Origin of the sequence: Microbacterium sp. OR16 (assembly GCF_047306725.1) — a bacterium.
Lineage (GTDB): Bacteria > Actinomycetota > Actinomycetes > Actinomycetales > Microbacteriaceae > Microbacterium.
In genome coordinates this window covers 2,139,388-2,165,674 of record NZ_JAZEXK010000001.1, presented here as the reverse complement: position 1 = coordinate 2,165,674, position 26,287 = coordinate 2,139,388, and the positions used below count along the sequence as shown (strand labels likewise).

The window sequence follows — 26,287 nt, the reverse complement described above, 5'->3', positions numbered from 1 at the left end:
GCGCGGTCACGCGGAGGCGGGCACCACCTCAGCGAGATGCCGCGGCAGACGAGCGACGAACTCGTCGGCCATCTCGATCGGGTCCTTGTAGTCGACGAGCTCCGAGATCAGCGGACCGACCGACTGACGCTCGGCGCGCTCTCTCCACTCCTCCACGAAGTCGATGACTGCTGGCATCCGATTCGTGTTGCCTGAGAGCCACAGCACTGTCGGTGCGTCGGGCGAATCGCTCTCGTAGAACGCGATGCCCTGGCCTGCACGGCTGATCCGAAGCGCCCCGATCCCCACTCCGCGCAGCGGCTCCGCGGTCGCGTAGCGGACGTTCCGGGAGATGTCGTCCGCATTCCGTCCCGTCAGGCGTGCCGCGAACTGCGAGATGAAGCTCTGCACGCCCGGGTCTTTTCGGTGGATCTGCTTCGGACCCTCGGACGGAGGCCGAGGAACCGAGGCGAGCGGCGAGAATTCGCTCTCCCAGTTCGCCGTCTGCGCCGCCTCGGCCGGCGGGATGCTGCGGCTGAGCCGGCCTCCGCCGTCACGCCACCACTGCGCGCCGTCGAGAGTGAAACGCAGCAGCTGAATCTCGTAGTAGGGACGCTTCTGACCGTCCACCGTGATCGGCAGATGCACGCCGAGCACGTGCGAGGTCAGCGGCGCCCGCGGCCGGTCGTCATCCGGCAGATCGACCCGCAGGTGGCCGCTCGTGTCGACGGCCACTGCTGCGGCCCAATCGCTGCTCGGCTCCGACCCGGGCGTCGGCGACATGGCCTCACCGCGGTCCTCGGCCTGAGCGCGGTTGATGGGCAGAAACCATGTGCCGGGTGGGATGACCGCTTCTCGATTGCGCAGTTCGAGGGGGGATTCGCCATTTTTCACGGTGACCACCAGGTCGACATCGCGCACCAATGTCGACCCGTTGTTGATGACCACCACGCCCAGATAGCTCCCCCGCTGATCGGAGTGAGCGGTTTCCGCGACCCAGGCAGTCACCTGTTCAGCGCGAGCGCGATCCGCGACCTCGAGATTCGCCTCCCGCTCGGCGACCACATGCCGACGCTGCCCGAGCGCCACTGAGATGGTCACGACCAGCACGAGGGTGTTGAGTATGGGGCCGAGCAGACCTCCGAAGGTGTCGCCGACGGCGCCGAGGGGAACGGTTTGCTCGATGGCCGGGGGCAGCGGCAGACCGGCGAGAGTGTGCAGGCCGATCCACACCAGCACGACCAGCGACCAGACCAGCATCGCCGCGACGGGAGACAGCAGCACCACCAGCCCCCAGAACCACGGGCGACGCCACCAGGCCGATCCCCCGTCGACCGAACGCCCCCTCACGAGGCATCCGCGATCGGATAGACCTGGGGATCGCCCGTCTGCTGGAAGTGACGGATGACAGGCAGGTGCGCGATCACGCCGACCCGGCCGGGGCGTCGGTGTCCGAGGTTCCAGTGCACGCGGTAGCGCTTGCCGTCATCGAAGGTGATAGCTCCGATGCGCTCGCGCATGTCGATCTCGGTCCTCTTGTACCGCTTCGCGTCGGATGCGCTGTAGGGGTGATGGTCCGGGTCGTACAGCAGCGCCGTGCCGTCGTACGGATTGGCGGGATCGGGGAGGATCACGGTGCCGACGACCGCACCGAACTTCTCCTCGAACTCGCCGATCGACGTGATCCCGTGCTCGACGACGAAGGCCTGCGCGATCTTCTGCAGCATCTCCGTCTTCGAGAACCTGCCGTTGCGCTTGTCACCCCAGTGGAACTTCGACGTGTCGTTCGCGAAGGAGCTCGGCCGGCTCTGCCAGACGTGGGCGACGAGGCGTCGCAGTTCGATCTCCGTGATCGGGCGTCCGAGCTCTTGATCGAGGTGCGCCCGCAGCTCTTCAGGGTCGACCTTCTTCGTGCGGGCGGCCGTGAAGTACTGCTTGTCACCGGCGCGCGTGTCCTCGGCGTTGATGACACCCATCTGCTGGGCCACCGAAGCGAGCTCCGCGCCGAGATCGGGGTACTCATCGAACGCGTGCGTGATCTGCTCACCGAGCCTTCTGTCGAATCGGCGGTGGATCGTGCGGCGGAAGTCGAGCACGATCTTCGCCGCGTCTGCGTCACCCCGATCGGTGAGCAGCTGGATCACCTCATCGAGCAGCCCCTCGAGCTGCTCGTAGGTGACGGTGCGGAACTCCGGATCCTCTGCGTGCTCGTCCTGACGGGGCGTGAGGTAGACGAAGTGGCGGCCGGCATCGTCGATGCTGCGGTAGTCGCCGGTGTCGGTCTTCCATCGGCGGATCTGCTTGCGCAGGCGAGCAGCCTGCGCCGGCTCGAGGTCCGCTGATGCCACCGACTGCTCCATGCTCTCGAAATCACCGCGGATGACCCAGTTGTACCAGGTGGTCTGCGCTGTCAGCAGTCCGCTGCGGGTGTGCTCGCTCGTGTCGGTCTTGTTCTCGATCACCAGGGTGCGCACCGGCATCCCCTCCTCGTCGTAGTCGACGAGGAGGACGTCGATGTTGCGCCACTCCCTCGGGTGCACGCGGGCGCGCTCGGAGATCTCCGGCGCACCCTCGCCGAGGGCCGTCTGCACGAAGCGGGAGGCGAAGAACGTGCCCAGTCCGTGGTCCTCCTGCGGGTCGAGCAGCCAGCCCACCATCTTGCTGTACCGGGTCTCACCCGCGCTCGCGCCGTAGTCGACGATGTCCCAGAAATTGGGCACCGGACGCAGGATCTCGCCAACCAGGCGACTGCTGTCGCCGGTGATGAGATCTGCGAGTACCCGTGCGATGACGGTGTCATCCTGATTGAAGCTGCTCATGCAACCCTCCCGTAGTGCGAAACATGATGAGAAGCGGGCGCAGCGCAGTCGTGCAGATGCACCTCGGTGAGTCGCGCGAGTTCCAGCGCGTAGTGGCGTCCGCAGTAGACCTGAACCTCGGGCTCGAGCGGCTCGTCGTCTTCTCCGACGTGGCCGCCCCGCCCGATGCGGTACTCCGGGGTGGTGGTGCAGACGCTCTCATCCCATGCGCACCCGCGTGGACGGTCTTCACCGTCGCTGTCGTCGATGCCGATGACGTCGTCTTCCACGGTCGAGCGCGTGGCCATCAGTCCTCCTCGATCGCGAGCACGGCACGCAGTCCGGCTTCGGCGCGCCGGATGCCGGCCTCGAGCTCTTCCCGCGTGAGGTTCTGCTCCTCGTCGAGCCATCGCCCCCACCTGTCTTCGAACTCTGCGCGGCGGCGATGGTGCTGCTCGCGCCTCGCAGTCGACGGTACTGAGATCTCGACCAGCGCCCCGTCGTCGTCGGTCTCGATCAGCAGATTCGAACTGCCCCACGGCACCGGCAGAGCTATGTCGGTTCCTTCGACCCCGAGCAGAACCCAGTCGCCTGCCGCAGGGCGTGCGTCGCCGTCGCGACTCAGGGTGCTGTTGCGGGCCACCGCAGACCACGACAGCACGGCGTCCGCCCACCAGCGGATACGCGTGCCGCCCGACATCCGGACAGTCGCCGAGGGTCGAGGGGGCAGGTGCCCCTCCCGTTCAGCGAGCGCGACCGCTGAATCCTGATTGGTCGCGACCACGATCGGAAGATGTGCGACCGCTTCGTCGCCGTCCATCTTCTGCAACAGCTGCCCATCCCGCATCTCGTCGCGAAAATAGGGGTAGTCCGCGAGCACGAGCGCGATCACACGCACCCGAGTGCCCGAGAGCGCCTCATCGATCCAGGCTTGCAGGGCGGACACGGTCGGGAAGGAGTCGACGGCGACCTCGTGGGCGTCGTAGGCCGAGATCCCCAAGGATGAGCGCTTCACCATGCTCGAGAGCTCGTCCTGTCCCCACCGTCGTACGCTGCGCGCGCTCGCTTCTCGCTGGGCCTCTTCGAACAGGATCGCGTCGTACCAGTCCTGCAGGGCGGCCTTGCGCCTCAAGGACCTTCGGTAGGGGTGCGGCAGAGCGGTTTCCCGGCCGTCCACCCGGATGCTGCCCTGCATCGCAGCTGTGTCCGGCGAGTCCCGTCTGTGCCCATCGGTGTCCCAGATCTCGTACAGGACGTCCTCTGCGCCGGCGACCTTGGATGCGACGCGCCAGCCGAGCCGTCCGTCGACTCGGAAGAACACGAAATCGTCCGGCGTCAGAGCGCAGCCGTGCCGCGTTCGGGCGGGCTCGAGGTGCGCTTGGAGAGAGGTGGAGAACACGCTCTCAGTTTCGGGGACTTCCGTGTCCGCGAGGAGCGAACCGCTGTCCGGGATCGTCCGGTTTCGTGCGGGACATCGGTTCCGGGCACGCGGTTCGAGGGCCGCGCACCTCCGGCTCTGAGCTCCGACGGCGTAACCCAGAGCCGTCGGCATCACAACCCCCTCGTCGCGCGTGCCCGCGGCGGGCATCGTGAGGGTTTCACGCCATCCGCATCCCGCGGGCGGCAGGAAGGGGCAGGCGATGACCGATACCACCGATGACCGTAAGAAGGTCGCCGAGCTGATCAAGGACTTCCGCTTCGCGATGCTGACGACGCGCAAGGGCGACGGCAAGCTCGTCGCCCGGCCGTTCACCGTGCAGGAGGCTGAGTTCGACGGCGACCTGTGGTTCCTGATCTCGAAGAGCTCGTCCCCCGCGGAAGAGCTCGCCGCCGACGCCGACGTGAACGTCTCGATGAGCTCGAACGATGCGTGGGTCTCGCTCTCCGGAACGGCGTGGCTGGTCGACGACCGCGCCAAGATCGATGAACTGTGGAACCCGATGGTCGAGGCGTGGTTCCCCGACGGACCCGACGACCCCGACGTGGGCCTCGTGCGCTTCACGGCGGAATCGGCGGAGTATTGGGACTCCCCGGGCGGGCGCATCGCGACGGTGTTCAGCTTCGTGAAGTCGAAGCTGACGGGAGAGCAGTACGACGGCGGCGAGAGCGGCAAGGTCGACCTCTGACCTCGGTCCAACATCGGCTCTTGCCGGTGTCGGTGGGCAGGACTAGTGTCTGATCACCGACACCGGCAAAGGAGCCGACCATGAGCGACACGACTTCCTCCTCTTCCTCCTCCGACCTGTTCGGATCGAGCAGCGGGCCCGAGGGCCGCTCGATCGGCGACTGGACCGACCTGGGCCGCGAGATGTGGTCTTTCCTCACCGGTCGCGGTGCGGTGGTCAACTACGCGTTCGACGACATGACGGTCGAGGTGCCGCGTGACATCGGCCCCGACGCGCCGCGCGCGACGTGGAAGATCAACGGCACACTGCGCGTCACCACCAGCGACAACACCCTCACCTCCGACGCCGGCACGTACACCGACCGGGACTCCGGCCCCGCCGCGGGCTGAAGCCTCAGTGGGGCACGGCCATGATCACCGTCGACGCCGACCTCACGGTCGCCCTGCTCGGAACCGACGACGAGCCGCCCTTCTCGGTGAGGATCACCGGCCAGGGCCGGCGCGTGAACGTGTTCATCAGCGATCCCGAGCGCCTTCCGAGCGTGCGCCGCGCGCAGCTGCACGAGGTCGACGCCCTCGCCAAGCAGCTCGCCGCGCAGGGACTCACCGTGCGCATCGACGGCCCCCAGGGGCCGCTCGTCGAGGTGGGCGACGTGCGGCGCAGCGTGCTCGCACGGCTGCTCACCGGGTCATCGCACGTGCGCCTCGGCTCGCTGAGCGCGCTGAACAGTGTGCGGCGCATCCAGTCCACCCGCTCTCTGCCGCCCATCCCCCAGGTCGCCGGTGTGCTGCTGCCACTGGCGCCGACGTTCCAGCGCTACCGCCCACGGCGGATCACCACCACCCACTACGCGTGGGGTGCCGGACATCCGAGACTCATCTTCACCGTCGACGCCGAGCAGTGGGACGGCGTGGCACCGAAGGTGTTCGACCTCACCGCCGACCGCGTCACCATCGGCTCGTCGCCGACGTGCGACCTCGTGCTGCCCGGCCTCGAATCGGTGCACGCCGAGATTCGCCACGAGCAGGGCGACGAGTACGTGCTCTACGCGAAGGGCGCGGTCGGCGGCGGCGCGTACCGCGAACGCATCGGCGATGAAGAGCAGGGGCGCATCCTGCGCACCGGCGCTCTCATCACGATGGGTCGGTGGCGGCTGGCGTTCTTCCGCGAGGAGTACGCCGATCACGGTCGCCCCTACGGCGGACGCCAGGGCGGCGAGTACGCGTACCAGCGCCCGCAGCCGCCACGCGAGCAGCTGATGCGCGATCACGGCTCGACGGCAGGGCAGCCCCTGCGCACCGAGCCGGGCGCCGACCCGGAGCAGTCCGGCGGCGAGGGCGTCGTCGCCGTCGAGTGACCAACGCACTGAGGGTGTCGGGACGCGCCGGTAGACTGGACGCGCCCCGCCTCCCTCTTCTTCTGGAGCCCGCGTGACCACTCCTGCCTCTCGTCAGCATGTTCCCGACTCGGTCGAGAACGCCATCGCGACTCCTGAGAAGGAGCAGCCGTACGGCGCGCTCGGTCTCAAGCCCGAGGAGTACGAGCAGATCAAGACCATCCTCGGCCGCCGCCCCACCTCGGGCGAGCTGGCCATGTACTCGGTGATGTGGTCTGAGCACTGCTCGTACAAGTCGTCGAAGAACTACCTGCGCCGCTTCGGCCAGAAGGTGTCCGACGAGATGCGCGAGCGCCTCATGGTCGGCATGGGCCAGAACGCCGGCGTCGTCGACGTGGGCGAGGGCTGGGCCGTCACGTTCAAGGCCGAGTCGCACAACCACCCCTCGTTCATCGAGCCGTTCCAGGGCGCGGCGACCGGCGTCGGCGGCATCGTGCGCGACATCATCTCGATGGGCGCCCGCCCGGTCGCGGTGATGGATGCCCTGCGCTTCGGCGCCATCGACCACCCCGACACCCCGCGCGTCGTGCACGGCGTCACCAGCGGCATCAGCTTCTACGGCAACTGCCTGGGGCTTCCGAACATCGGCGGTGAGACGGTGTTCGACGCCGTCTACCAGGCCAACCCGCTCGTGAACGCCCTCGCGGTCGGCGTACTGCGTCACGAAGACCTCAAGCTCGCCAACGCCACCGGCGTGGGCAACAAGGTCGTGCTGTTCGGCGCCCGCACGGGCGGCGACGGCATCGGTGGCGCCAGCATCCTGGCATCCGACTCCTTCGACGAGGCCGGCCCGACCAAACGACCCGCAGTGCAGGTCGGCGACCCGTTCGCCGAGAAGGTGCTCATCGAGTGCTGCCTCGAGCTTTATCAGCGCGAGCTGGTCGAGGCGATTCAGGACCTCGGTGCCGCCGGCATCTCGTGCGCGACCAGCGAACTGGCCGCCAACGGCAACAGCGGCATGCACGTCTCGCTCGACAACGTGCTGCTGCGCGACCCGTCGCTGACCGCCGAAGAGATCCTGATGAGCGAGTCGCAGGAGCGCATGATGGCGATCGTCGCGCCCGAGAAGCTCGACGCGTTCCTCGAGGTGGTCGGCAAGTGGGAGGTCGAGACCAGCGTGCTCGGCGAGGTGACCGGAGACGGACGCCTCGTCATCGACTGGCAGGGCGAGCGCATCGTCGACGTCGACCCGTCGACCGTCGCCGTCGACGGCCCGGTCTACGACCGTCCGGTCGCGTACCCGACGTGGATCGACGCGCTGCAGGCGGATGCCGCTGAAGACCTTCCGCGCACCGATGACCCGGCTGTGCTGCGAACGCAGTTCCTGCAGCTGCTCGGCTCGCCGAACCTCGCCGACACCAGCTGGATCACCAACCAGTACGACTACTACGTCGGCGGCAACACCGCTCTCGCCTTCCCCGACGACGCGGGCATGGTGCGCGTCGACGAGGAGTCGGGTCTCGGCTTCGCGGTCTCGACCGACGCCAACGGCCGCTACTGCCAGCTCGACCCGTACGCGGGCGCACAGCTCGCGCTCGCCGAGGCGTACCGCAACGTCGCCGTCACCGGCGCGACCCCCACGGCGATCACCGACTGCCTCAACTTCGGCTCGCCCGAGAACCCCGAGGTGATGTGGCAGTTCGGGCAGACCGTCGACGGTCTGGCAGACGGCTGCTACGAGCTGGGCACCCCGGTCACCGGCGGCAACGTGTCGTTCTACAACCAGACCGGCGACGTGCCGATCCACCCCACCCCGCTCGTCGGAGTGCTGGGGATCATCGACGACGTCTCGCGTCGCATCCCGTCGGGCTGGCAGGATGCCGGCGACAACATCTACCTGCTCGGCGTGACCTCGACCGAGCTGTCGGGCTCGGCCTGGGCCGACGTCGTGCACGACCACCTCGGCGGCCTGCCGCCGAGGGTCGACCTCGCCGCCGAGCGGCGGCTCGCCGGGCTCCTCGGCGCTGCTCGCGAGGAGTGGCTGATCTCGTCTGCGCACGACCTGTCGGAGGGTGGCCTCGGCCAGGCCCTCGCCGAGGGCGTCATGCGCTTCGGCGTCGGCGCGCGCGTCTGGCTCACCGAGCTGATGGAGCGCGACGGGGTGGATGCCGCCACCGCCCTCTTCTCGGAGTCGGCCGGCCGCGTGATCGTGACCGTGCCGCGCGAAGAGGACGTGAAGTTCCGCGGTCTGTGCGAAGGGCGCGATTACCCGGTGCTGCGCATCGGCGTGACTGACACCGAGCCGACCCTCGAGGTGCAGGACGTGTTCACCGTGTCGGTCGACGAGCTGCGCGAGACCTCGCGCGGCACGCTGCCGGCCGTGTTCGGCCCGACCGTCACCGAGCTCTCCGCATGACCGGGGCGCAGACCGACGAGGACTATGGCGATCTCGGCGAGCGCCGCAGCCGCCGCATCCGCATCGTGGCGTGGGTCACGATCGTCGCGCTCATCGTCGGCGGCGGCGGGGTGACCGCGCTCACGCTGCTGTTCGGCTGAGTCGGCCCGGGGTTCGTGCGCGCGTTGGCATCCGCAGGTCCCGAAGGGTCGCCTCCCCGCGCCTGACGCGACCATACGGGCCCAGCCGACGGAGGTGGCGTCCCCTCGTCGACGCACCACGGGCTGTCAAGCCTCTCGACTCCCTCGCAGAGCACGCCGATCGTGGACTCCACCGATTGAAGGAGTGAGTATGAGCGACAGCACACCGGCACACGAGCCGACCGACGAGGAACTGCTCGAGAACGGCATGGACGACGGCACCGGCGACCCGAACGACGACCGCACCTATCTGCAGGACACACCGCCCGCCCAGGTCGACGACGCAGCCGTGCGCGAGCACGCCGACGAAGAAGGGGCAGCGGAAGACGGAGACCGATTCGCCTGAAGTCGAACGGGACGCCACTCCCGCACATCACGAAGACGTCGGTCGAGAGATCCTCTCGACCGACGTCTTCAATGAGCGCCGGGGTCGATCACGCGCTGTCAGACTGCCCGCGGTCGTTCGACTCCGACTTGCGGCCACCGGCCTCGAGAACGTCACCGGCGGGAAGCTCCTTGTGCCCGCCGAACTGCAGCCGCATCGCCGAGAGCACCTGGTTCGCGAAGTGGTCCTCCCCGCGCGAGGCGAAGCGCTCGAACAGGGCAGACGAGAGCACGGGCACGGGCACACCCACGTCGACCGCGGCCTTGACCGTCCAGCGTCCCTCGCCCGAGTCTGAGACACGGCCGGCGAGATCGTGCAGCGTGGGGTTCTCGTTCAGTGCGGTCGCGGTGAGGTCGAGCAGCCACGACGAGATCACCGACCCGCGGCGCCACAGCTCGGTGACCTTCGCGGTGTCGATGGGGAACTGGTAGAACTCCGGCTCTTCTAGAGGTGCGACCTCGGCCGAGTGCTCGGCCTCGCGCACACCCGCGTCGGCGTTCTCGAGCAGGTTCAGGCCCTCGGCGATCGCGGCCATGATGCCGTACTCGATGCCGTTGTGCACCATCTTCACGAAGTGGCCGGCCCCCGCGGGACCGCAGTGCAGGTAGCCCTGCTCTTCCGGCGCGAGGTCGCCGGTGCGTCCTGGCGTGCGTTCGATCTCGCCGACGCCCGGGGCGATGGTCTTCAGCAGCGGCTCGATGTGCTGCACTGCGGCATCCGATCCGCCGACCATGAGGCAGTACCCGCGCTCGAGACCGAACACGCCGCCGCTCGTGCCGGCGTCGACGTACTCGATGCCGCGCTCGCGCATCGCGGCCGCGCGACGCACGTCGTCGCGGTAGTTGGAGTTGCCACCGTCGATGACGATGTCGCCCTCGTCGAGCAGGTCGGCGACCTGCTCGAGAATCGAGCCGGTGAGTCCGGCCGGCACCATCAGCCAGATCACGCGCGGCGTCTGCAGCTTCGACACGAAGTCCTGCAGGTCGGCGGCTCCCGTCGCGCCGTCCGCCTCGAGCGCCTTGACGGCCTCCTGGTTGACGTCGAACCCGACGCATTCGTGTCCGTCCCGCATCAGTCGGCGCACGATGTTGGCGCCCATGCGTCCGAGTCCGATCATTCCCAGCTGCATCATGTCTCCCGTCGATTGGCTTTCCCATCGTCACGCACCCTCCCGGAGGTGGCAAGGCCTGTGCGAGGCTCGTGCGGATGTGGCATCCTTCGCCGTCGCGGTGCGGGTCGGCGGCGTCGGGCTCGGCCCGGAGAGCGGCAGCGCCTCGGGAGGAGCCGAATGCCGGGTATCCGCAGCCGTTGACCGACGTTCGGCTCCCGGCCGGCGTCCACCGAACCGGAGCGGGGGCGGTAGCGCATCGGAGCGGGAGCGCGACCGTCGGGAGGAGCCGGATGCCGGGCATCGGCACCCCTTACCCGACATTCGGCTCCCGGCGACGACGCCCGCCAAACCAGGGCCGGGTCGCGACGCGTCGGGAGGAGCCGAATGACAGGCATCCGCACACCTAAGCCGACATTCGGCTCCCGGCCGACGACGGCCGAACCAGGGCTAGGGTGGCGGGATGGCCGGGGTCAGTCGTGAGTCGCTCGCCGCGCAGCGGGCGGATGCGGTCGCGCGCGCCGAGCACGCGGCATCCGCCCTGGCCGAGCTCGTGCACGACCGTCAGGGGTCGAACGACGACGACGAGCACGATCCTGAGGGTGTGACGCTGTCGTCGGAATGGTCGCGGCTGTCGGCGCTGGCGGATGCTGCGGCCGACGAGGTGCGGCAGTACGACGATGCGCTGGCGCGGTGGGATGCCGGCGACTACGGCATCTGCGCGAACTGCGGCCGGCCCATCCCCGAGGGGCGGCTCGAGGTGCGCCCCTTCGCGCGACTGTGCGTGCCGTGCGCCGAAAAGCTCGGGTGAGCGGGACGCGGTTGACCGGGACGCGGGTGATTCCGGTGCGCGCGCCCGCGTGCAGCCTCGCCCGCCGCGTGGCGAGACCAGCCACCACGAAAAAAGGACGAGACGAAACGGGGGCCGACACTCCAGATGTCGGACGGATCCCGTGAACACGTCCGACATCTGGCGTGTCGGCCCCCGAAACGTAACGAGTCCGCACGGCACGAGTCGGCCCCCGAAACGTAACGAATCCGCACGGCACGAGTCGGCCCCCGAAACGTAACGAATCCGCGCGGCACGTGTCGGCCCCCGAAACGTGACCGACGCACGCCCGCTTCGGCTCGGGAGGTGACCGCAACCGCCCGCGTCAGGCGAGGGTGAGGAACAGCTTCTCGATCTCCGCCATGCTGGGGGCGCCGTCCTCGGCGTCGTCGCCGTCGATCACGCAGTGCTTGAGCGCCGTGCTGATCACGGCGAAGCCGGCGCGATCGATGGCCTTGCCCACGGCGGCGAGCTGGATGACGACGTCACGGCAGTCGGCATCCGTCTCCATCGCGTCGATCACGGCGCTCAACTGCCCGCGGGCGCGCTTGAGGCGGTTGACGACCTTGCGGATCTCGTCATCGGGTGCAGTGCTCATACCGTCTCCTTCTCGAGAGTGCGATCTGCCGCGAGCATCCGGGTGCCCGCAGCCCAGGTGAGATACCCGCCGTCGAGGTTGCGTGCCTCGCGTCCGTGCTGACGCAGCAGCCGTACGGCGGTGTGCCCTCGCTGTCCGACTTGGCAGTGCACGATCAGCTCGCCGGCGGGCAGCTCGTCGAGCCTGCTCCGCAGCTCGTCGACCGAGATGTTCACGCTGCCGGGAATCGCCCCGGCAGCGTGCTCCCCGGCGCTGCGCACGTCGAGCACCGTGGCACCGGAAACCACCGCAGCCGAGAGATCGTGCCACTGCACCCCGTCGGTGAGTCCGGTCGCCGCGTTGTCGGCGATGTAGCCGAGCATGTTCACCGGATCCTTCGCCGAGCCGAACTGCGGCGCGTACGCCAGCTCGAGCCTGCTCAGCTGCGACGCCGTGAGGCCGGCCTGCATGGCCGTCGCGATCACATCGATGCGCTTGTCGACGCCGCGACGCCCGACGACCTGCGCGCCGAGGATGAGGTCGGTCGACGGATCGACCAGCAGCTTCATGGTCAGCCGCTCGGCGCCCGGGTAGTACCCGGCGTGATCGGCAGGGTGGGCGTGGATCACGCGGTGGGCACGAGCGGCATCCCGCAGTCGCTTCTCGCTCCACCCCGTCATCGCGACGGCGAGGTCGAAAACGCCGACGATCGCCGTGCCGAGCGCGGGCAGCGCGTCGGCCGGGTGCGCGTCGAGCAGCCCCGCGTCAGCGGCGATCGCATCGGCGGCCGTGCGGCCGTGCCTGTTGGCAAGACCGGCCATCGTGACCAGCGTCGGCTCGGCCGAGACGGCGTCGACCTTCTCGACACCGTCGCCGACGGCGAAGATGCGCGGGTCGCTGGTGCGCTGCAGCGCGTCAACCGCGATCCCGCCGGTCGGTCCCGTAACGAGCCCGGCGGAGACTGCGAGGGATGCCGCAGGGCGCACACCCCGCGCATCGATGACGATGTCGGCGGCGACCGTGGTGCCGTCGTCGAGGTGGACGCCCTCGGCATCCATCGACTCGACCGATGCGCGCAGCCGCAGGTCGACGCCGTGCGCCTGCAGCTCGTCGACGACGAGCGCGGCCATCTCGACGTCAAGGGGGCTGAGCGGGTGCGGGCCGTGCTGCACGAGGGTGACGGCGAGGCCGCGGTGGACGAGGTTCTCGACCGCCTCGATCCCGATGAATCCGCCCCCGACGACGACCGCGCGGCCCGCGTCGGGGAGGTTCGCGAGGGCGAGCGTGATGCGGTCGACGTCGTCGATCGTGCGCAGGGTCGAGACGACGGGGCCGCCCAGCGTCTGCTCGAACACGTCGCGTGAGGCAGCGCCGGTCGCGAGCACGACGTGGTCGTACGGCTCGTCGACGACCGTGCCGGTGTGCACATCGCGGATGCTGACGGTGCGGGCATCCCGATCGATCGCGACGGCCTCGGACCCGGTGCGCACGTCGAGGGCGAACCGGGCGCGCAGCGATTCGGGAGTCTGCAGCAGCAGCGACTCACGCTCGGCGATCACGCCGCCGACGTAGTACGGCAGCCCGCAGTTGGCGAAGCTGACGTGCTCGCCCTGCTCGACGACGATGATCTCGGCGTGCTCGTCGAGTCGGCGCAGCCGGGTCGCGGCCGACATCCCGCCGGCGACCCCTCCGATGATGACGACGCGCACGTCAGCTGCGTCCGAACAGCTTCGCGAAGAAGCCCGTGCGCGGCTCGCTCTCGTGCCCCCGGCACCGGTCGCTCGACGGCACTCCGGCCATCACGCTGTCGACGTGCTGGCCGCAGCCGGCCCACGTCGTCTTGCCACAGGTTCGGCAGGTCACTGCTCGGCACATCTCGCACTCCTCGGTTCGGGTATGCATAGATCGTAACCGATACCCCTGGGGGTATAACTGTATGCGCGCTGAGTGCGCCGGAATGCGCCCTGAGTGCGCCGGAATGCACCCTCGCCCGCGTGAGGTGCAGAAGTAGGCTGGCAACATCATGAACGACGTGTTGACGTGGCTCGGCCACTACTGGTGGCTGGCCTTCCCGCTGATGGGCATCGCCGGCGGCATCGGCAAGTCGTGGGAGCGCGCGTCGAAGCGCCGCCACGAGCGACGCCTCGAGACGCTGCGCCTGAAGGGCGAGATCAAGGCTGCCCAGCTCGCCGCCCGCGGGATCGCGCCGCAGCAGACGCGGAAGCAGGTGCGCGACGCCGCCGCCGAAGAGCGCGCCTCGACCGTGCAGCTGCTCGAGCGGCTCTTCAGCGAGCACGACGAGATCACCGCGCGATGGCTCGACTACGAGCTCGACGTCGCGAAGCTCATCGCCTTTCCGGCGATGAGCGATGGGCGCCAGCCCCTGACCGCCGCGTTCCTGCGGGCGAAGAAGATCGCCGACACCCTGCGACCCGCCTCAGCCGACGCCAAGCTCAGCGAGGGGGAGATCGCCGAATACGTCGACGCAGTGGGAGATTACGCCGTCGCCTTCGACATCGCCGAGCGCGATGCCCGGCGCCTGCGCGACGCGAACTTCAGCGAAATGGAGCGCAAGCGCCTCGACCGCGCGCGGCACCTGCTCACCGTCGCCCTCGACGACGCCGCCACGCAGGCGGAGCGCAACCTCGCATACAAGCGCGTGCGCGAGGAGCTCGACGGACTGATTCTGCTCTCGGACGAGGCGGTGGAGGTGCTCGAGCAGAAGGTCGCGGGGCAGCTCGGGTCGGGATCGACGGCGGGTGCGCCCGCTGCCGCCGCGGCTTCGATCGGTGCGCCGGCTGCCGCAGATGTCGCCGGTGCGGATGCGTCAGGTGCGCCGACGACCGATGCATCCGCGAGCGGCACGGCGACTGGTGCGCCCACGACCGATGCATCCGCGAGCGGCACGGCGACTGCCGCGCCGACGACCGATGCACCTGCGTCCGGTACGCGCAGACCCGCTCCTTCGCCGGAGCCATCCCCCGAGCCCGAGCGCATGCCGCTGCCCAGGGAGGAGCGGTGAGGGTTGAGAACGTCACCGGCCCGATCGCCGGTCACGCCGAGGGGCCGGTCTGGGCTGCCGCCTGGGGCGGGCTGCGGTGGGTCGACGGGGCCGCGGGCGATCTGCTCACCCTGCGCGACGACGGCGTGACGCGCCAGCACGTCGACGACGAGTTCATGGCCTTCGTGCGGCCCCGGCGTGACGGCGGCTTCGTCGCCGTCGGCGCGCGCACGCTCTACCTCGCTGACGAGGCCGACGGCGAGGCGCGTGCGGTCGCGCAACTCGGTGACGACCGCGGTGTGCGGATGAACGACGGATGCTGCGACCCCCACGGCCGACTGCTCGCCGGCTCGATGGCGTACGACTCCGCGCCGGGGCGGGGCTCGCTGCGCCGGATCGACGCGGACCTGTCGATCAGCGTCGTGCTGCCCGAGGTCGGCATCTCGAACGGAATCGCGTTCACCTCCGAGGGCTCGCACGCGTACTACGCCGACACGGCGACCGGCCGAGTCGACGTGTTCGACGTGTCGGACGGCGACCTCGTGAACCGGCGCCCGTTCGTGTCGATCCCCTCCGATGCCGGGGCCCCCGACGGGCTCTGCGTCGCCGCTGACGGCAGCGTGTGGGTGGCTCTCTGGGGAGGGTCGGCCGTGCACGGATACGACAGCTCAGGTGCGCTGATCGAGAGCATCCGGCTGCCGGTGCCGCAGGTGAGCGCCTGCACCTTCGGCGGGCACGGGCTGAGCACCCTGTTCATCACCACCTCGGCACAGGGCCTCGACCCCGATCACGGCACCGAGGCCGGGTCGCTGTTCGCGGTCGATCTCGGCATCCGCGGCCTGCCCACCCTCCCCTTCGCCGGCTGAAGCGGGTCGCCGACACCCCCACTCCGCATCGACACCCCCACTCCGCATCGACACCCCCACTCCGCATTGACACCCCCACTCCGCATCGACACCCCCACTTCGCATCGACACCCCCAGCTAGGGGCGCCCGCAGGTGGGGGTCTCGGCGCCAAATGGGGGTGTCGGCGGAACGGGGACGGCGGCTCGCGGCGGCAGGAGGGGCCGCGGAGAACGGCCGGGCAGGGGCCCGGCGTAGAGTCGGGCCATGGAGAGCACGCTGCGGGTGGGGATCGTCGGGGCGGGCGGCATCGCGCCGATGCACATCGAGGGCTGGCTGGCCCTGGGCGCCGAGGTCGCGATCCTGCGGAGGACGGATGCCGATGTGCTGGCCGGCCGCTACGGCATCCGGGTCATCGGCGGTCTCGACGAGCTGATCGACGCGGTCGACGTCGTCGACATCATCAGCCCCACGTCGACGCACCTCGACATCGCCCGCGCCGCCTTCGCCCGCGGACGGGACGTCGTGTGCGAGAAGCCCCTCGCTGGCAGCACCGCGGACGCCCAGAAGATCATCGACGCCGCCGATCGGGCTGGAATGCGCCTGTTCCCCGCGCACGTCGTGCGGTACTTCGAGGGATACCGCGACCTGCACGACCTCGTCGGCACGATCGGCACGCTCACCGAGCTCACGTTCCGCCGCACGGTCGCGGCCCCCGATTCGGCATGGTTCTACGCCGAGGATGCCGGCGGCGGAGTCATCCGCGACCTGATGATCCACGACATCGACCAAGCGCTGTGGCTGGCCGGATCCGTCGTCGAGGTCTCGGCGACGCAGGACCCACCCGCGGTCGGCGATCGGGTCTCGCCTCCGGTCTCGGCGCACGTCACCCTCACGCATGCGAACGGGGCGATCAGCCACCTGCGCGCCGACTGGCTCGAGCCGGGCACGCCGTTCCGGTCGATGGTCGAGGTGGCCGGTTCCGAGGGCATCCTGCGTTTCGACACCGACCTCGACCCCGCCGGTGCCGATCCGTATCGCGCTCAGCTCGCGGACTTCGCCGAAGCCATCCGTACCGGGGGTGAGGCGCGTGTCACCCCCGCCGACGGACTGGCGGCGGTCGCCGTGGTGGATGCCGCGTATGCATCACTCGCGGGAAAGCGCCCGATCATGTTCTGACCGCCCCGGCGACAGCCGGCCCGCGGGAGGCGGCGGGCCGCGAGAGGCAGCCGGGCCGCGAGAGACACCGGCCTGCGGGAGGCAACCGGGCCGCGAGAGGCAGCTGGCCCGGCCTGGGGCCGGAGCCAACCCGGAGCCCGGCCTGCGAAGCCCGCGCCTGCACCGGGACCCCGTTACGTTCTGGGGGCCGACACGCCAGATGTCGGACGGATGCCGCGAAAGCGTCCGACATGTGGAGTGTCGGCCCCCGAAGTGCACCGGCGAATCGGCACCGTGGGTCCGACGTGGGCCGGATGCGGGCATCTCGGCACGTTCGGGACGGGGGTCTGGTGCCCTCAGCGGCCGAAGCCGAGCGGACGCACCAGGATGTGTCGCCGGTCACGAACCCAGACGACACCCGCATCGCGGTGCTCGGCGCGGGTCGCGAAGCGGTAGCGATACGAGACGACGCGCACCCACGCTGGTCGCTCGCCGTCGAACGGATCGCGACGCAGCATCCGCAGTGTCGGTCGGTCGGCCTCGAGAAGACGCACGAGGAACACCGTGAACCAGTCGTCGAGCGAGCGGCCCAGCGGCAGAAACCACATCAGCCAGTCGAGCCGCAGGTGGTACGGCGCGAACTGCCGTGGGATCCGGCGCAGGGCGCCGGGCTTGCCCTTGAACTCATACTCGCGCCAGTCCGCGGCATCCGGATCGACATCCGTGGTTCCCTCCACGACGTACTCGATGCGCTGCTTCGTCACCGTGCCGAACGCGCCATAGGCGTTGCCGAGCTGCCACCGGTTGAAGCTCGCGTTCATCAGCTGGCGGCGGGCGAACAGATTGCGCAGCGCCGGCCAGCTGAGCACGATCAGCACGAGACCGACCACCGAGGTGAGGATGACCCAATAGAGAGGGATTCCGTTCGGCCCGTCGGCAGGCTCAGGTCCCCGGCGGGACGCAGCGGCCCAAGACGGGGCAGCGACCCAGGAGGGCGCCCAGGCCGAGCCGACGCCCGAGAACGCGAGCACGATCGTCGCCCAGTTCAGCCAGGCGAAGTTGCCGGTGAGCACGAGCCAGAGCTGGGTGAAGATGACGATCGCCGCGGCGATCGCGCCGATCATCAGCAGGATCGCGTCGACCGCATCCGGGGTGAACAGCGTCGCGAGCGGCACGAACAGGAAGAACGGCACCACCAGCTGAGCGAAGTGGTTGCCGAGCACCTCGCCCTTGTGGAACCACCGCGGCAGCAGGTGCGCCTGGCGGCTGAGCGGCCCGGGCATCGGCTGCGTCTCGTGGTGGTACATCAGCGCGGTGAGATCGCGCCACTCCCGACCGCCGCGGATCTTGATCATGCCGGCACCGAACTCCAGCCGGAACACCAGCCACCAGAACAGCACGATAATCACGGTGGGCGGCGGCTGATCACGCGAGCCGAGGAACGCCGCGAGGAATCCCGCCTCGACGAGCAGCATCTCCCACCCGAACCCGTAGAACGTCTGACCCACACTGGTGATCGAGAGGTAACCGAACCACAGCGCTAGGAAGCAGAGCATCGGCACCCACGGCGGGGCGAGCTGCGGGATGCCGATCACGAGAGCGGCGGCGATGATCATGCCGGTCCAGCACAGCGCGACCAGGCGTCGGTCGGTGTAGCGGATGCGCGTGAAGAGCGTCGGATGCAGCATCCGGCGTCTCGCGGGTGACGACGTCACCCACGCGATCAGATCCGGCACCGGCAGCAGGCCGCGCTCGCCGAGCAGCGGACGGAACTGGTTCAGCGTCGAGAGGAACGCGACCAGGTAGAGCGCCGCGATGCCCCGTTGCAGAACCTCGCGGGCGAAGCCGAAGTCGACGGCTGCGAACCCGTCCATATCCGCAGGCTACGCCCGAGGCGGGGGTGGATGCAGGGGGTTGCGCTGCGAGACGAAACGGGGCCGACATCGGCATCCGAAAGCCCGCCCTGACGTTACGAAACGGGGGCCGACACTCCACCCGTCGGACAGAACGCGTGGATCCGTCCGACATCTGGAGTGTCGGCCCCCGTTTTGTAACCGGCCAACCGGCTCACCAGCTAACCGGCTCACCAGCTGACCGCCGCACCGGCGGACGCCGGCGAGCCCGTCGCCGGGTCACTTGATGACGTCGGGGTTCTCCTCGAGCCACGCCTTGACGGCCTCGCGCTCCTTGCCCTCGCCGTACTCGTTCACCACCATGTCCTCGAGCGAGCCGTACTGCTCGTCGTCGAGCTTGATGCTCTCGATCAGCTCGGCGGCCTCGGGGTACTTCTCGGCGAAGCCCTTCGTGCCCAGGAAGTGCAGGCCCTCGGCCTCGCCCATCAGGCCGTTCGGGTCTTCGAGGTCCTTCACGGGGAACGCGTCGTTGGCCCAGAACGGGCGCCACAGCGTGACGACGATGTCTTCGTTCGCGTCGGTCGCCTTCTTCAGCTCGGTGAGCATGGCGGCTGTCGAGGAGGTGACCAGCTCGTACTCGCTGTTCAGACCGGTCTCCTCGAGCATGGTCGTCGTCTGCTCGGTGAGGCCGGCACCCGGCTCGATGCCGATGATCTTGCCGTCGTACTGCGCGGCCTTGCCCTTGAGGTCCTCGATAGAGGTGAGCTCGGAGTACTCGGGAACCGCGATGGTGAGCTTCGCGTTCTCGTAGTACGTGCCCAGATCCTCGATGTCGTCGCCGTACTTGTCCATGTACTTCTTGTGGGTCAGCTCGGGCCAGGCCGACGGGTAGATGTCGACGTCGCCCTGCGCGAGACCGGTGTACAGCGGGCCGGCGTCGGTGAGGGTCTTCATCTCGACGTCGTAGCCGATCTCCTCGAGCTTGTTCTCGAGCAGGTACGCGGTGCTCAGGCCGTCGGTCCACGACGGCAGGAAGCCGAGCGTGATGGTGCCCTTGTCGCCCTTCGAGCCGCCGTCGGCGTCACCGGTGCCTCCGGTGCCTCCGGCACCGCCCGACGCGCAGCCGGTCAGGGCGAGCGAGGTGACAGCGGTGAGGGCGAGCAGTGCTGTGAGCTTCTTCTTCATGTTCTCTTCTCTCTTGCGTTCCGTATGTGAGTGCGGGTTGTGAGTGCGATTCGGGATGCCGATCAGGCCGGCTGCAGTGCGGCATCCGGCACGGCGACGGATGCCGAGGCGCGGCGGCGCGCGTCGCGGCGACGGGCGAGGATGCCCAGCAGCGATGCGTGGTTCTCGGCCGGAGCGCCGAGGGCCGCGGTGACCCGGTCGAGGAAGACGGCGATCAGCACGACGCCGAGGCCTGCCTCGACGCCCTTGGCGATGTTGATCGTCGAGATCGCCTCGACGACCATCTTGCCGAGGCCGTCGGCGCCGGCCATTCCGGCGATGACCGCCATCGACAGGGCCAGCATGATGACCTGGTTGATGCCGGCCATGATGGTCGGCATCGCGAGCGGCAGCTGGATGCCTCGCAGGATCTGCCCTGGCTTCGCGCCGAACGCCTGGCCGGCCTCGACGGTCTCGCTGTCGACCCCGCGGATGCCGAGCTCGGTGAGTCGCACGCCCGGGGGCAGCGCGAAGATGATCGTCGCGACCATGCCGGGCACCACGCCGATGCCGAAGAACACGATGGCCGGGATCAGGTAGACGAAGGCGGGCATCGTCTGCATGAAGTCGAGCACGGGCTTCAGCAGCGCGCGCACGGTGGCGTTGCGGGCCGACCAGATGCCCAGCGGCACCGCGATCAGCACCGCGACGACCGTCGCGACGAGCACCAGCGACATGGTCTGCATGGCGGGAACCCAGAGGTTCATGCCGACGATCAGAAGCAGCGAGACGGCGGTGCCGATCGCGAGCTGCCACGAGCGCACCAGCCACGCGATGAGCGCGGCGATCGCGATGATCGCGAGGAAATGCACCGACAGCAGACCGGCAGTGAGCCCGTTGACGAGGAAGCCGAAGACGAACGCGACGCCGTCGAGCAGGCCGTCGAGATTGACCTTGACCCAGTCGACGATGCCGGCGACCCAGGTTCCGATCGGAATGCGGAAATCCATCAGCGCACCTCCTCGGTGTCAGCGTTGTCAGCGGTGCCGGCCGTCGCGTCGGCGACAGCCGGGTCGGCCGCCTCGGCGGCCGCTTCGGTGAACGAGCTGGCCTCGGCGAGCACCTCGTCGATCACGGCCTGCGGCATCGGATTCAGCGGCAGGGTCAGCTCGCCGGTGGCCCCCGGGCCGGGGCCGAGGGCGGCGAGCAGGGTGACGCGGGGGATCACGCCGGTCAGGCGGCCCTCGCCGTCGGTCACGGCGAGCGGCAGCGGCGACTCGACCGAGGGGATGAACAGGTTCATCAGCACCTCGTTCTCGTCGACCACCTGCGGTGCGGGCTTGAGGATGGATGCCAGCGACGACTCGCCCTTGCGGACGAGCTTCACGGCATCGCGGTCGGTCACGATGCCGACGAGCTTGCGGTCGCGGCCGACCACGTAGGTCGCCGACATGTAGGCATCCCGCATCTGGCGCAGCGCCGTGCGCGGACCGGCCGACTCGGCCACGACGGGGCGCGGACGCTCCATGACGTTCGCGGCGGTGAGCACGCGAGCGCGGTCGACGTCCTGCACGAACTGCTCGACGTAGTCGTTCGCCGGGTCGGTGAGGATGTCTTCGGGCGTGCCGATCTGCACGATGCGGCCGTCACGCATGACGGCGATGCGGTCGCCGAGGAACATCGCCTCGTTGAGGTCGTGCGTGATGAAGACGATGGTCTTCTGCAGCTTGGCCTGCAGCTCGACCAGCTGCTCCTGCATCTCGCGGCGGATCAGCGGATCAAGTGCGCTGAACGCCTCATCCATGAGCAGGATGTCGGTGTCGGCGGCGAGCGCGCGGGCGATGCCGACGCGCTGCTGCATGCCACCGGAGAGCTCGCTGGGCAGCTTCTCGCCCCAGCCGTCGAGGCCCACCAGGGCGAGGATCTCGTCGGCCTTGCGCAGACGCTCGGTCTTTCCGACGCCCTTCAGCTCGAGCGGATAGGCGACATTCGCGGCGACCGTGCGATGCGGCAGCAGCGCGAAGTGCTGGAAGACCATCGACACGCGGTCGCGGCGGATGTCACGCAGCTTGGAGCCCGGGACGCCGGTGATCGCGTCTCCGCCGATCGTGATCTCGCCCGCGGTCGCGTCGTGCAGGCCGTTGAGCATGCGGATGATGGTGGACTTGCCGGATCCCGACAGACCCATGATCACGAAGATCTCACCGCGGTTCACGGTGAAGCTCGCGTCGATGACGGCTGCGGTGCCGACGTCCTGCACCTCGGTGCGGGTCTCACCGGCCTTCAGACGCTTCACGGCCTGCTGCGGATTACGACCGAAGACCTTGTAGATATTGCGCGCTTCAAGAGCGGTTTCGGACACGTTTCCCCCGTTGCCCACCGATTCTTCGGGTCTCGGCGGGCCGCTTCGGTTACGCCCGGGTGACGTTCTCAAGGCCGTTTCGACAGATGCTGCACAGCGGCACGGACGGGGATTTCGGATCCCCGCGACAGAACATCGACCGTACGCCCACGCCTCTTCGTGTACAGCTCATGTCGAAAGAAGGACGCGGCCGCGGACTGGTCATGTGACCTCTCGGCCACCTAGCAACGCTAACGAATGGCTGATCCGGTGGCAAATCCTCATTATGGTTTTCGCGCGTCACCGGGGGTTCCTATCCCAGTTCGAATCGCTCAGCCGCGGCGGATGCTGCGCGTGACGGTGAACTTCGGGGTGCGGGCCACCTGCTCGGTCGCGCCGACGTCGCGGGTCAGCACCCCGCGGTGATCGAGGTGCGAGTTGAACACCGTCCACACCTCGCCGCCGGGGCGCAGCAGTCGCGCGGCGGCCTGGATCAGGCGATGACCCGCCCCTTCGTGCACGCTCGTGCCGAGGTGGAAGGGCGGATTCAGCAGCACGAGGTCGGCCGACCCATCGGGCAGTTCGGATCCTGCGTCGTCGAGCGTGACGGTGATGCGCGCGGCGAGACCGTTCGCGACGATCGTGGCCTGCGCCGAGCGCGCCGCGGAGGCCGATCGATCTGTGGCGGTGATCACGGCATCCGGATGCTGCTGCGCGAACGCCACGGCGAGCGCCCCCGTTCCGCATCCGAGATCGACGACGCGCAGCGGGGCCGGACTCGCGACCGGGCGGAACTCCGCGCGAAGGCCGCCGGCGGGGGTGTCGATCGGATGGAACGGCGCGGACGCCGGCGCCGGCGACGGCGGCACGAGCGTCGACATCACGTCGATGAGCACCCGGGTGCCGATGTCGAGACGCGCGCCGGCGAACGCCGCCCCGTATGCGCTCAGGGTGAAGCCGTCGTGCCGGCGGCTGACGGGGAACGGCGGCTGGTCGGGTACCGGCAGCGCACCGGATGCCACGATCAGCCGCGACTTGCGCTCCGCGCGCTGCGGCTGCACGTGGGAGAAGTGCCGCGCGAGCACCTCGTTCTGGGTGAGCGCCATGTGCTTCACGCGCCCTCCCGCGACGAGCGTCACGTCCGGCGCGGCCCACCGGGCGACCGCGTCGGCGATCTCCTCGAGCTCGGCGAGCCCCTTCGGCAGCTGCAGCAGCACGAGACGCACGCCGGCGAGCAGCGAGCTGTCGAGCTCGTGCGCGGCCGGCAGAGGCAGGTCGAGTGCGCGCGCATTCGCGGCGAGCGCGCGCCGGCCGGTGATGAGGTCCTGGTGCACCCGGATGCCGCGCATCCCGGCATCCGTCAGTGCGAGGACGATCGCGCCGTACTCGTCGCCGATGACCGCGATCTCGTCGCCGTCGACCCCCGACTCGACAGCGCGCCGCACGAGCAGCTCGTCGGTGGCGTCCCAGGCCTGCAGGTTCGGAGCCTCGACGTCGGGAAAGCGGCGCAGTCGCTGGAAGTCGAAGCCCGTCACTCGCTCACACTATCGCCGCTCCGCGGCCTGCGGAGCCGCTCCCATTGACAACGACTGAACGCACGTTTAGCATGCTGTACATGCGTTCAGCATCTGACGACCTCACCGCTCGCGCCCGCATCCGCGATGCGGCGATCCGCGCCTTCGCCCGCGACGGCTTCGACGCCGCCAGCATGCGAGCGATCGCCGCCGATGCCGGGGTGAGCGCCGCCCTGATCGTGCACCACTTCGGCGACAAGAATGCGCTGCGCACCGCGTGCGACGACTACGTGGTCGCGGCGTTCATCGACGACAAGCATGAGCTGATCGAGGCTCCGACTGCCGACCGCATCCGCGCCGCCCTGCACGATGTAGAGCGGTACGGCCCGTACATCGACTATCTCGGCCGCATGCTCGGTGACAGCTCGCCGGCCGCCGACCGTCTGTTCGACGAGATCGTCCGTGTGACCCGCGACGTGCTCGACGAGCAGCGTGACGCGGGCCTTCTCGTCGACATGAGCGACCCCGAGATGACCACACTGCTCGTGGTGATGATGGGACTCGCACCGGTCATGATGCGCGCACAGATCGGCCGGATGCTCGGGCAGGACCAGCTCAGCCCTGCGGGCATGATGCGCACCACCCTGCCCACTCTGGAACTGCTCACGCACGGCATCTACTCGAGCACCGCGTTCCTCGAGGGGGCGCGTCAGGCACTGGCATCCGACGGCGCGCCTGCAGACGGCGCACCCGCACCCGCGGCCGCACCCGACGCCGCATCCGCATCCGCATCCGCATCCGCACGAGCATCCGAGAAGCCCATCGAAGGAGGGGCGTCATGAGTTCCGTCATCGACATCACCGCACTGCACAAGCGCTTCGGAAGACGCACCGCCGTGCACGACCTCGACATGCATGTACAGCGCGGCACGATCTACGGCCTGATCGGGCCGAACGGCGCGGGCAAGACGACGACCCTGCGCACCCTGGTCGACATCATCCGTCCCACCTCCGGCGAGGTGCGCGTGCTCGGCGAGCAGCCGCGGCACGGCGGCGCCCGACTGCGACGACGGATCGGCTTCGTGCCCGGCGAGCTGCATCTCGAGGGCCGCGTCACCGGGCACCGGATGCTGTCGTTCTACGCCGAGGTGTCGGGCCCGGTCGATCGCGGATACACGTCCGAGCTCGCCGAGCGCCTCGGCGTCGACCTGACGCGCCCAGTGCGCAGCCTGTCGAAGGGCAACAAGCAGAAGATCGGCCTGATCCAGGCGTTCATGCACCGGCCCGAGCTGCTCATCCTCGATGAGCCGACCAGCGGGCTCGATCCGCTGATGCAGCGAGAATTCCTCGCGATGGTGCGCGAAGCGCGCGATGCTGGCCAGACCGTGCTGCTCAGTTCGCACGTGCTCAGCGAGATCCAGCAGGTCGCCGACGAGGTCGCGGTGCTCGCCGCCGGCCGGGTCGTCGCCAGCGGCGACGTCGCCTCGCTGCGCCTCGGCTCGGTGCGACGGGTGCGGGTCTCGCTCGACGCGGCGGATCCGGATGCCCTGCGCCGTCGCTTCACAAGCATCCCGGGCGTGAACGAGCTCGAGATCACGCCACAGGGCTCCGTGGCGAATCTGACCGCGACGGTCGAGGGCGCGATCGACCCGTTCGTGAAGGTGCTCGCCCAGGCGACGGTGCACGACCTGACCGTCGAGGAGCCCGACCTCGAAGAGAGCGTGCTGCGCCTCTACGCCTCTTCTTCTACACCTTCTTCGTCGAAACCCCCAGTTTCCGCCGACACCCCTGGGCACGGACGGTCGCAGGCGGGGGTCTCAGCAGGAAGCAGGGGTGTCGGCGACGACGTCAGCGAAGAGGGAGGTGCGCGATGAGCGCCATCCTGTCAGTGTTCCGACGCAACATCCGCGAGTCGTGGCGCGGCGTGATCGGGTGGAGCCTCGGCATCGCGGCGGTGCTGTTCCTGTACCTGCCGCTGTACCCGAGCTTCGGCGCGAGCGGGCAGCTCGAAGAGGTCATCAAGGCCTTGCCGCCGCAGCTCATCGAGACGCTCGGCTACGACCAGATCGCCTCCGGCGCGGGCTACGCGCAGAGCACGTTCTACGGACTGCTCGGCTTTCTGCTGCTGACGATCGCGGCGGTGCTGTGGGGTTCGGCGGCGATCGCCGGCGCCGAGGAGTCGGGCCGGCTCGAGCTCGACCTCGCGCACGGCATCAGCCGCGCGCAGTACGCCGCCGAGTCGGCGCTCGCCGTGCTCGTGCGGCTGCTGTGGCTGGGCGCGTTCTCGGGCGCGATCGTGTTCGCGCTCAACGAGCCGGCCGGCCTGGGCATCCATCCTCCGCACATCGTCGGAGCAGCGCTCGCCCTGACCGGACTGGCGTTTCTCAGCGCGATGGCCGGCCTGTTCGCCGGGGCCCTCACCGGCCGCAAGGCCTGGGCCACGGGTGTCGCCGCGGGCGTCGCCGTGCTCGGGTACGTGTTCCAGGCCGTGGCGAAGCAGTCGAAGGATCTGGAGTGGCTGAACGCGCTCTCGCCGTACGCGTGGGTGTATCACCAGCCGCCGCTCAAGGACGGCGTCGACGTGGGCGGCCTGCTGCTCGTCTGGGGCATCGCGCTGGTGCTGGCCGTGGCATCCGCCCTTGCCCTGTCACGACGCGACCTGCGGGGGTGACCGCGCCGCG

At 69.3% G+C, this 26,287-nt stretch carries 26 protein-coding genes; 13 read left to right on the top strand and 13 right to left on the bottom strand.

What is annotated here, in order from left to right; genetic code table 11:
• Positions 1-6: 6 nt before the first annotated feature.
• From V2S05_RS10535 to V2S05_RS10520, 4 genes are read right to left on the bottom strand one after another with little or no spacing between them, the layout of a single operon-like run.
• The gene (locus V2S05_RS10535; protein WP_413635139.1) at positions 7-1,329 is read right to left on the bottom strand and encodes a hypothetical protein; all 1,323 of its coding nucleotides are present in this window, start codon (positions 1,327-1,329) and stop codon (positions 7-9) included.
• A complete protein-coding gene (locus tag V2S05_RS10530) occupies positions 1,326-2,798 on the bottom strand; it encodes a PD-(D/E)XK nuclease family protein (protein WP_413635137.1) in 1,473 nt (490 codons plus the stop codon). The genes V2S05_RS10535 and V2S05_RS10530 overlap by 4 nt, the downstream gene beginning before the upstream one ends.
• Positions 2,795-3,085, bottom strand: coding sequence for a hypothetical protein (locus tag V2S05_RS10525; RefSeq protein ID WP_271638873.1), 291 nt, complete (start codon positions 3,083-3,085; stop codon positions 2,795-2,797). Before V2S05_RS10525 ends, V2S05_RS10530 begins: the two co-directional genes overlap by 4 nt.
• Positions 3,085-4,176, bottom strand: a complete 1,092-nt coding sequence (locus V2S05_RS10520) for a hypothetical protein (RefSeq protein WP_413635135.1) — start codon at positions 4,174-4,176, stop codon at positions 3,085-3,087. The genes V2S05_RS10525 and V2S05_RS10520 overlap by 1 nt, the downstream gene beginning before the upstream one ends.
• A gap of 241 nt (positions 4,177-4,417) precedes the next feature.
• Between V2S05_RS10520 and V2S05_RS10515 the strand changes: the two genes are divergently transcribed.
• The 6 genes from V2S05_RS10515 (at position 4,418) to V2S05_RS10490 (ending at position 9,180) form a co-directional block, all read left to right on the top strand.
• Complete coding sequence (locus tag V2S05_RS10515; protein ID WP_413635133.1) at positions 4,418-4,903, top strand: pyridoxamine 5'-phosphate oxidase family protein; 486 nt, start codon at positions 4,418-4,420, stop codon at positions 4,901-4,903.
• Between the two features lie 80 nt (positions 4,904-4,983).
• Positions 4,984-5,292 carry a hypothetical protein gene (locus V2S05_RS10510; protein WP_271638876.1) on the top strand — a complete coding sequence of 103 codons (309 nt, stop codon included), beginning with the start codon at positions 4,984-4,986 and terminating at the stop codon, positions 5,290-5,292.
• Positions 5,293-5,312: 20 nt separating this feature from the next.
• On the top strand, positions 5,313-6,260 hold the full coding sequence (locus tag V2S05_RS10505; protein ID WP_413635131.1) for an FHA domain-containing protein: 948 nt from the start codon (positions 5,313-5,315) through the stop codon (positions 6,258-6,260).
• A gap of 73 nt (positions 6,261-6,333) precedes the next feature.
• The gene (gene purL, locus V2S05_RS10500; protein WP_413635129.1) at positions 6,334-8,655 is read left to right on the top strand and encodes a phosphoribosylformylglycinamidine synthase subunit PurL; all 2,322 of its coding nucleotides are present in this window, start codon (positions 6,334-6,336) and stop codon (positions 8,653-8,655) included.
• Positions 8,652-8,795, top strand: a complete 144-nt coding sequence (locus V2S05_RS10495; RefSeq protein WP_413635128.1) for a hypothetical protein — start codon at positions 8,652-8,654, stop codon at positions 8,793-8,795. The genes purL and V2S05_RS10495 overlap by 4 nt, the downstream gene beginning before the upstream one ends.
• A gap of 190 nt (positions 8,796-8,985) precedes the next feature.
• Entirely contained in the window at positions 8,986-9,180 is a 195-nt protein-coding gene (locus tag V2S05_RS10490) for a hypothetical protein (protein ID WP_363382050.1), read from the top strand.
• Positions 9,181-9,268: 88 nt separating this feature from the next.
• Here V2S05_RS10490 and gnd read toward each other — a convergent pair whose 3' ends face one another.
• On the bottom strand, positions 9,269-10,351 hold the full coding sequence (gene gnd / locus V2S05_RS10485) for a phosphogluconate dehydrogenase (NAD(+)-dependent, decarboxylating) (RefSeq protein WP_413635127.1): 1,083 nt from the start codon (positions 10,349-10,351) through the stop codon (positions 9,269-9,271).
• A 439-nt stretch (positions 10,352-10,790) separates the two neighbouring features.
• Here gnd and V2S05_RS10480 point away from each other — a divergent pair, with 439 nt between their 5' ends.
• Positions 10,791-11,138 carry a TraR/DksA family transcriptional regulator gene (locus V2S05_RS10480; RefSeq protein WP_413635126.1) on the top strand — a complete coding sequence of 116 codons (348 nt, stop codon included), beginning with the start codon at positions 10,791-10,793 and terminating at the stop codon, positions 11,136-11,138.
• A gap of 343 nt (positions 11,139-11,481) precedes the next feature.
• On the opposite strand, the gene V2S05_RS10475 is transcribed toward V2S05_RS10480, so the two are convergent.
• The 3 genes from V2S05_RS10475 to V2S05_RS10465 are packed head-to-tail and all read right to left on the bottom strand — an operon-like array spanning position 11,482 to position 13,635.
• Positions 11,482-11,754: a metal-sensitive transcriptional regulator gene (locus tag V2S05_RS10475; RefSeq protein ID WP_413635125.1), complete on the bottom strand. Its 273-nt coding sequence runs from the start codon at positions 11,752-11,754 to the stop codon at positions 11,482-11,484.
• A complete protein-coding gene (locus V2S05_RS10470) occupies positions 11,751-13,442 on the bottom strand; it encodes an FAD-dependent oxidoreductase (RefSeq protein ID WP_413635123.1) in 1,692 nt (563 codons plus the stop codon). The genes V2S05_RS10475 and V2S05_RS10470 overlap by 4 nt, the downstream gene beginning before the upstream one ends.
• A gap of 1 nt (position 13,443) precedes the next feature.
• Positions 13,444-13,635, bottom strand: a complete 192-nt coding sequence (locus V2S05_RS10465) for a hypothetical protein (RefSeq protein ID WP_413635270.1) — start codon at positions 13,633-13,635, stop codon at positions 13,444-13,446.
• A 121-nt stretch (positions 13,636-13,756) separates the two neighbouring features.
• On the opposite strand from V2S05_RS10465, the gene V2S05_RS10460 reads away from it, so the two are divergent.
• The 3 genes from V2S05_RS10460 to V2S05_RS10450 all read left to right on the top strand — a co-directional run bounded on the left by V2S05_RS10460 (position 13,757) and on the right by V2S05_RS10450 (position 16,756).
• Positions 13,757-14,755, top strand: coding sequence for a hypothetical protein (locus V2S05_RS10460; RefSeq protein WP_271638885.1), 999 nt, complete (start codon positions 13,757-13,759; stop codon positions 14,753-14,755).
• Entirely contained in the window at positions 14,752-15,600 is an 849-nt protein-coding gene (locus V2S05_RS10455; RefSeq protein WP_413635121.1) for an SMP-30/gluconolactonase/LRE family protein, read from the top strand. The genes V2S05_RS10460 and V2S05_RS10455 overlap by 4 nt, the downstream gene beginning before the upstream one ends.
• 244 nt (positions 15,601-15,844) lie before the next feature.
• Positions 15,845-16,756 carry a Gfo/Idh/MocA family protein gene (locus tag V2S05_RS10450; protein ID WP_413635120.1) on the top strand — a complete coding sequence of 304 codons (912 nt, stop codon included), beginning with the start codon at positions 15,845-15,847 and terminating at the stop codon, positions 16,754-16,756.
• Positions 16,757-17,091: 335 nt separating this feature from the next.
• Here V2S05_RS10450 and V2S05_RS10445 read toward each other — a convergent pair whose 3' ends face one another.
• From V2S05_RS10445 to V2S05_RS10425, 5 genes are all read right to left on the bottom strand, one after another.
• Entirely contained in the window at positions 17,092-18,609 is a 1,518-nt protein-coding gene (locus tag V2S05_RS10445) for a lipase maturation factor family protein (protein WP_413635119.1), read from the bottom strand.
• A 258-nt stretch (positions 18,610-18,867) separates the two neighbouring features.
• On the bottom strand, positions 18,868-19,773 hold the full coding sequence (locus V2S05_RS10440) for a glycine betaine ABC transporter substrate-binding protein (RefSeq protein WP_413635118.1): 906 nt from the start codon (positions 19,771-19,773) through the stop codon (positions 18,868-18,870).
• 62 nt (positions 19,774-19,835) lie between these two features.
• A complete protein-coding gene (locus V2S05_RS10435; RefSeq protein WP_413635117.1) occupies positions 19,836-20,762 on the bottom strand; it encodes an ABC transporter permease in 927 nt (308 codons plus the stop codon).
• Complete coding sequence (locus V2S05_RS10430) at positions 20,762-22,114, bottom strand: quaternary amine ABC transporter ATP-binding protein (RefSeq protein ID WP_413635116.1); 1,353 nt, start codon at positions 22,112-22,114, stop codon at positions 20,762-20,764. The genes V2S05_RS10435 and V2S05_RS10430 overlap by 1 nt, the downstream gene beginning before the upstream one ends.
• A 311-nt stretch (positions 22,115-22,425) precedes the next feature.
• Complete coding sequence (locus V2S05_RS10425; RefSeq protein ID WP_413635114.1) at positions 22,426-23,628, bottom strand: class I SAM-dependent methyltransferase; 1,203 nt, start codon at positions 23,626-23,628, stop codon at positions 22,426-22,428.
• Between the two features lie 80 nt (positions 23,629-23,708).
• Here V2S05_RS10425 and V2S05_RS10420 point away from each other — a divergent pair, with 80 nt between their 5' ends.
• Genes V2S05_RS10420 through V2S05_RS10410 form a run of 3 tightly spaced genes read left to right on the top strand, consistent with a single transcriptional unit; the run spans position 23,709 to position 26,277 of the window.
• Entirely contained in the window at positions 23,709-24,449 is a 741-nt protein-coding gene (locus V2S05_RS10420) for a TetR/AcrR family transcriptional regulator (RefSeq protein ID WP_413635113.1), read from the top strand.
• Positions 24,446-25,480, top strand: coding sequence for an ABC transporter ATP-binding protein (locus V2S05_RS10415; protein ID WP_413635112.1), 1,035 nt, complete (start codon positions 24,446-24,448; stop codon positions 25,478-25,480). Before V2S05_RS10420 ends, V2S05_RS10415 begins: the two co-directional genes overlap by 4 nt.
• Entirely contained in the window at positions 25,477-26,277 is an 801-nt protein-coding gene (locus tag V2S05_RS10410; RefSeq protein ID WP_413635111.1) for an ABC transporter permease subunit, read from the top strand. Before V2S05_RS10415 ends, V2S05_RS10410 begins: the two co-directional genes overlap by 4 nt.
• The last annotated feature ends 10 nt before the right edge of the window (positions 26,278-26,287 follow it).

Excerpts from the sequence above, each read along its gene's own strand:
- V2S05_RS10530 (WP_413635137.1), bottom strand. The coding sequence starts at position 2,798 with ATGAGCAGCTTCAATCAGGATGACACCGTCATCGCACGGGTACTCGCA.
- V2S05_RS10525 (WP_271638873.1), bottom strand. The coding sequence starts at position 3,085 with ATGGCCACGCGCTCGACCGTGGAAGACGACGTCATCGGCATCGACGAC.
- V2S05_RS10515 (WP_413635133.1), top strand. The coding sequence starts at position 4,418 with ATGACCGATACCACCGATGACCGTAAGAAGGTCGCCGAGCTGATCAAG.
- V2S05_RS10510 (WP_271638876.1), top strand. The coding sequence starts at position 4,984 with ATGAGCGACACGACTTCCTCCTCTTCCTCCTCCGACCTGTTCGGATCG.
- V2S05_RS10505 (WP_413635131.1), top strand. The coding sequence starts at position 5,313 with ATGATCACCGTCGACGCCGACCTCACGGTCGCCCTGCTCGGAACCGAC.
- V2S05_RS10495 (WP_413635128.1), top strand. The coding sequence starts at position 8,652 with ATGACCGGGGCGCAGACCGACGAGGACTATGGCGATCTCGGCGAGCGC.
- V2S05_RS10490 (WP_363382050.1), top strand. The coding sequence starts at position 8,986 with ATGAGCGACAGCACACCGGCACACGAGCCGACCGACGAGGAACTGCTC.
- gnd (WP_413635127.1), bottom strand. The coding sequence starts at position 10,351 with ATGATGCAGCTGGGAATGATCGGACTCGGACGCATGGGCGCCAACATC.
- V2S05_RS10480 (WP_413635126.1), top strand. The coding sequence starts at position 10,791 with ATGGCCGGGGTCAGTCGTGAGTCGCTCGCCGCGCAGCGGGCGGATGCG.
- V2S05_RS10475 (WP_413635125.1), bottom strand. The coding sequence starts at position 11,754 with ATGAGCACTGCACCCGATGACGAGATCCGCAAGGTCGTCAACCGCCTC.
- V2S05_RS10465 (WP_413635270.1), bottom strand. The coding sequence starts at position 13,635 with ATGCATACCCGAACCGAGGAGTGCGAGATGTGCCGAGCAGTGACCTGC.
- V2S05_RS10460 (WP_271638885.1), top strand. The coding sequence starts at position 13,757 with ATGAACGACGTGTTGACGTGGCTCGGCCACTACTGGTGGCTGGCCTTC.
- V2S05_RS10450 (WP_413635120.1), top strand. The coding sequence starts at position 15,845 with ATGGAGAGCACGCTGCGGGTGGGGATCGTCGGGGCGGGCGGCATCGCG.
- V2S05_RS10445 (WP_413635119.1), bottom strand. The coding sequence starts at position 18,609 with ATGGACGGGTTCGCAGCCGTCGACTTCGGCTTCGCCCGCGAGGTTCTG.
- V2S05_RS10440 (WP_413635118.1), bottom strand. The coding sequence starts at position 19,773 with ATGAAGAAGAAGCTCACAGCACTGCTCGCCCTCACCGCTGTCACCTCG.
- V2S05_RS10435 (WP_413635117.1), bottom strand. The coding sequence starts at position 20,762 with ATGGATTTCCGCATTCCGATCGGAACCTGGGTCGCCGGCATCGTCGAC.
- V2S05_RS10420 (WP_413635113.1), top strand. The coding sequence starts at position 23,709 with ATGCGTTCAGCATCTGACGACCTCACCGCTCGCGCCCGCATCCGCGAT.
- V2S05_RS10415 (WP_413635112.1), top strand. The coding sequence starts at position 24,446 with ATGAGTTCCGTCATCGACATCACCGCACTGCACAAGCGCTTCGGAAGA.
- V2S05_RS10410 (WP_413635111.1), top strand. The coding sequence starts at position 25,477 with ATGAGCGCCATCCTGTCAGTGTTCCGACGCAACATCCGCGAGTCGTGG.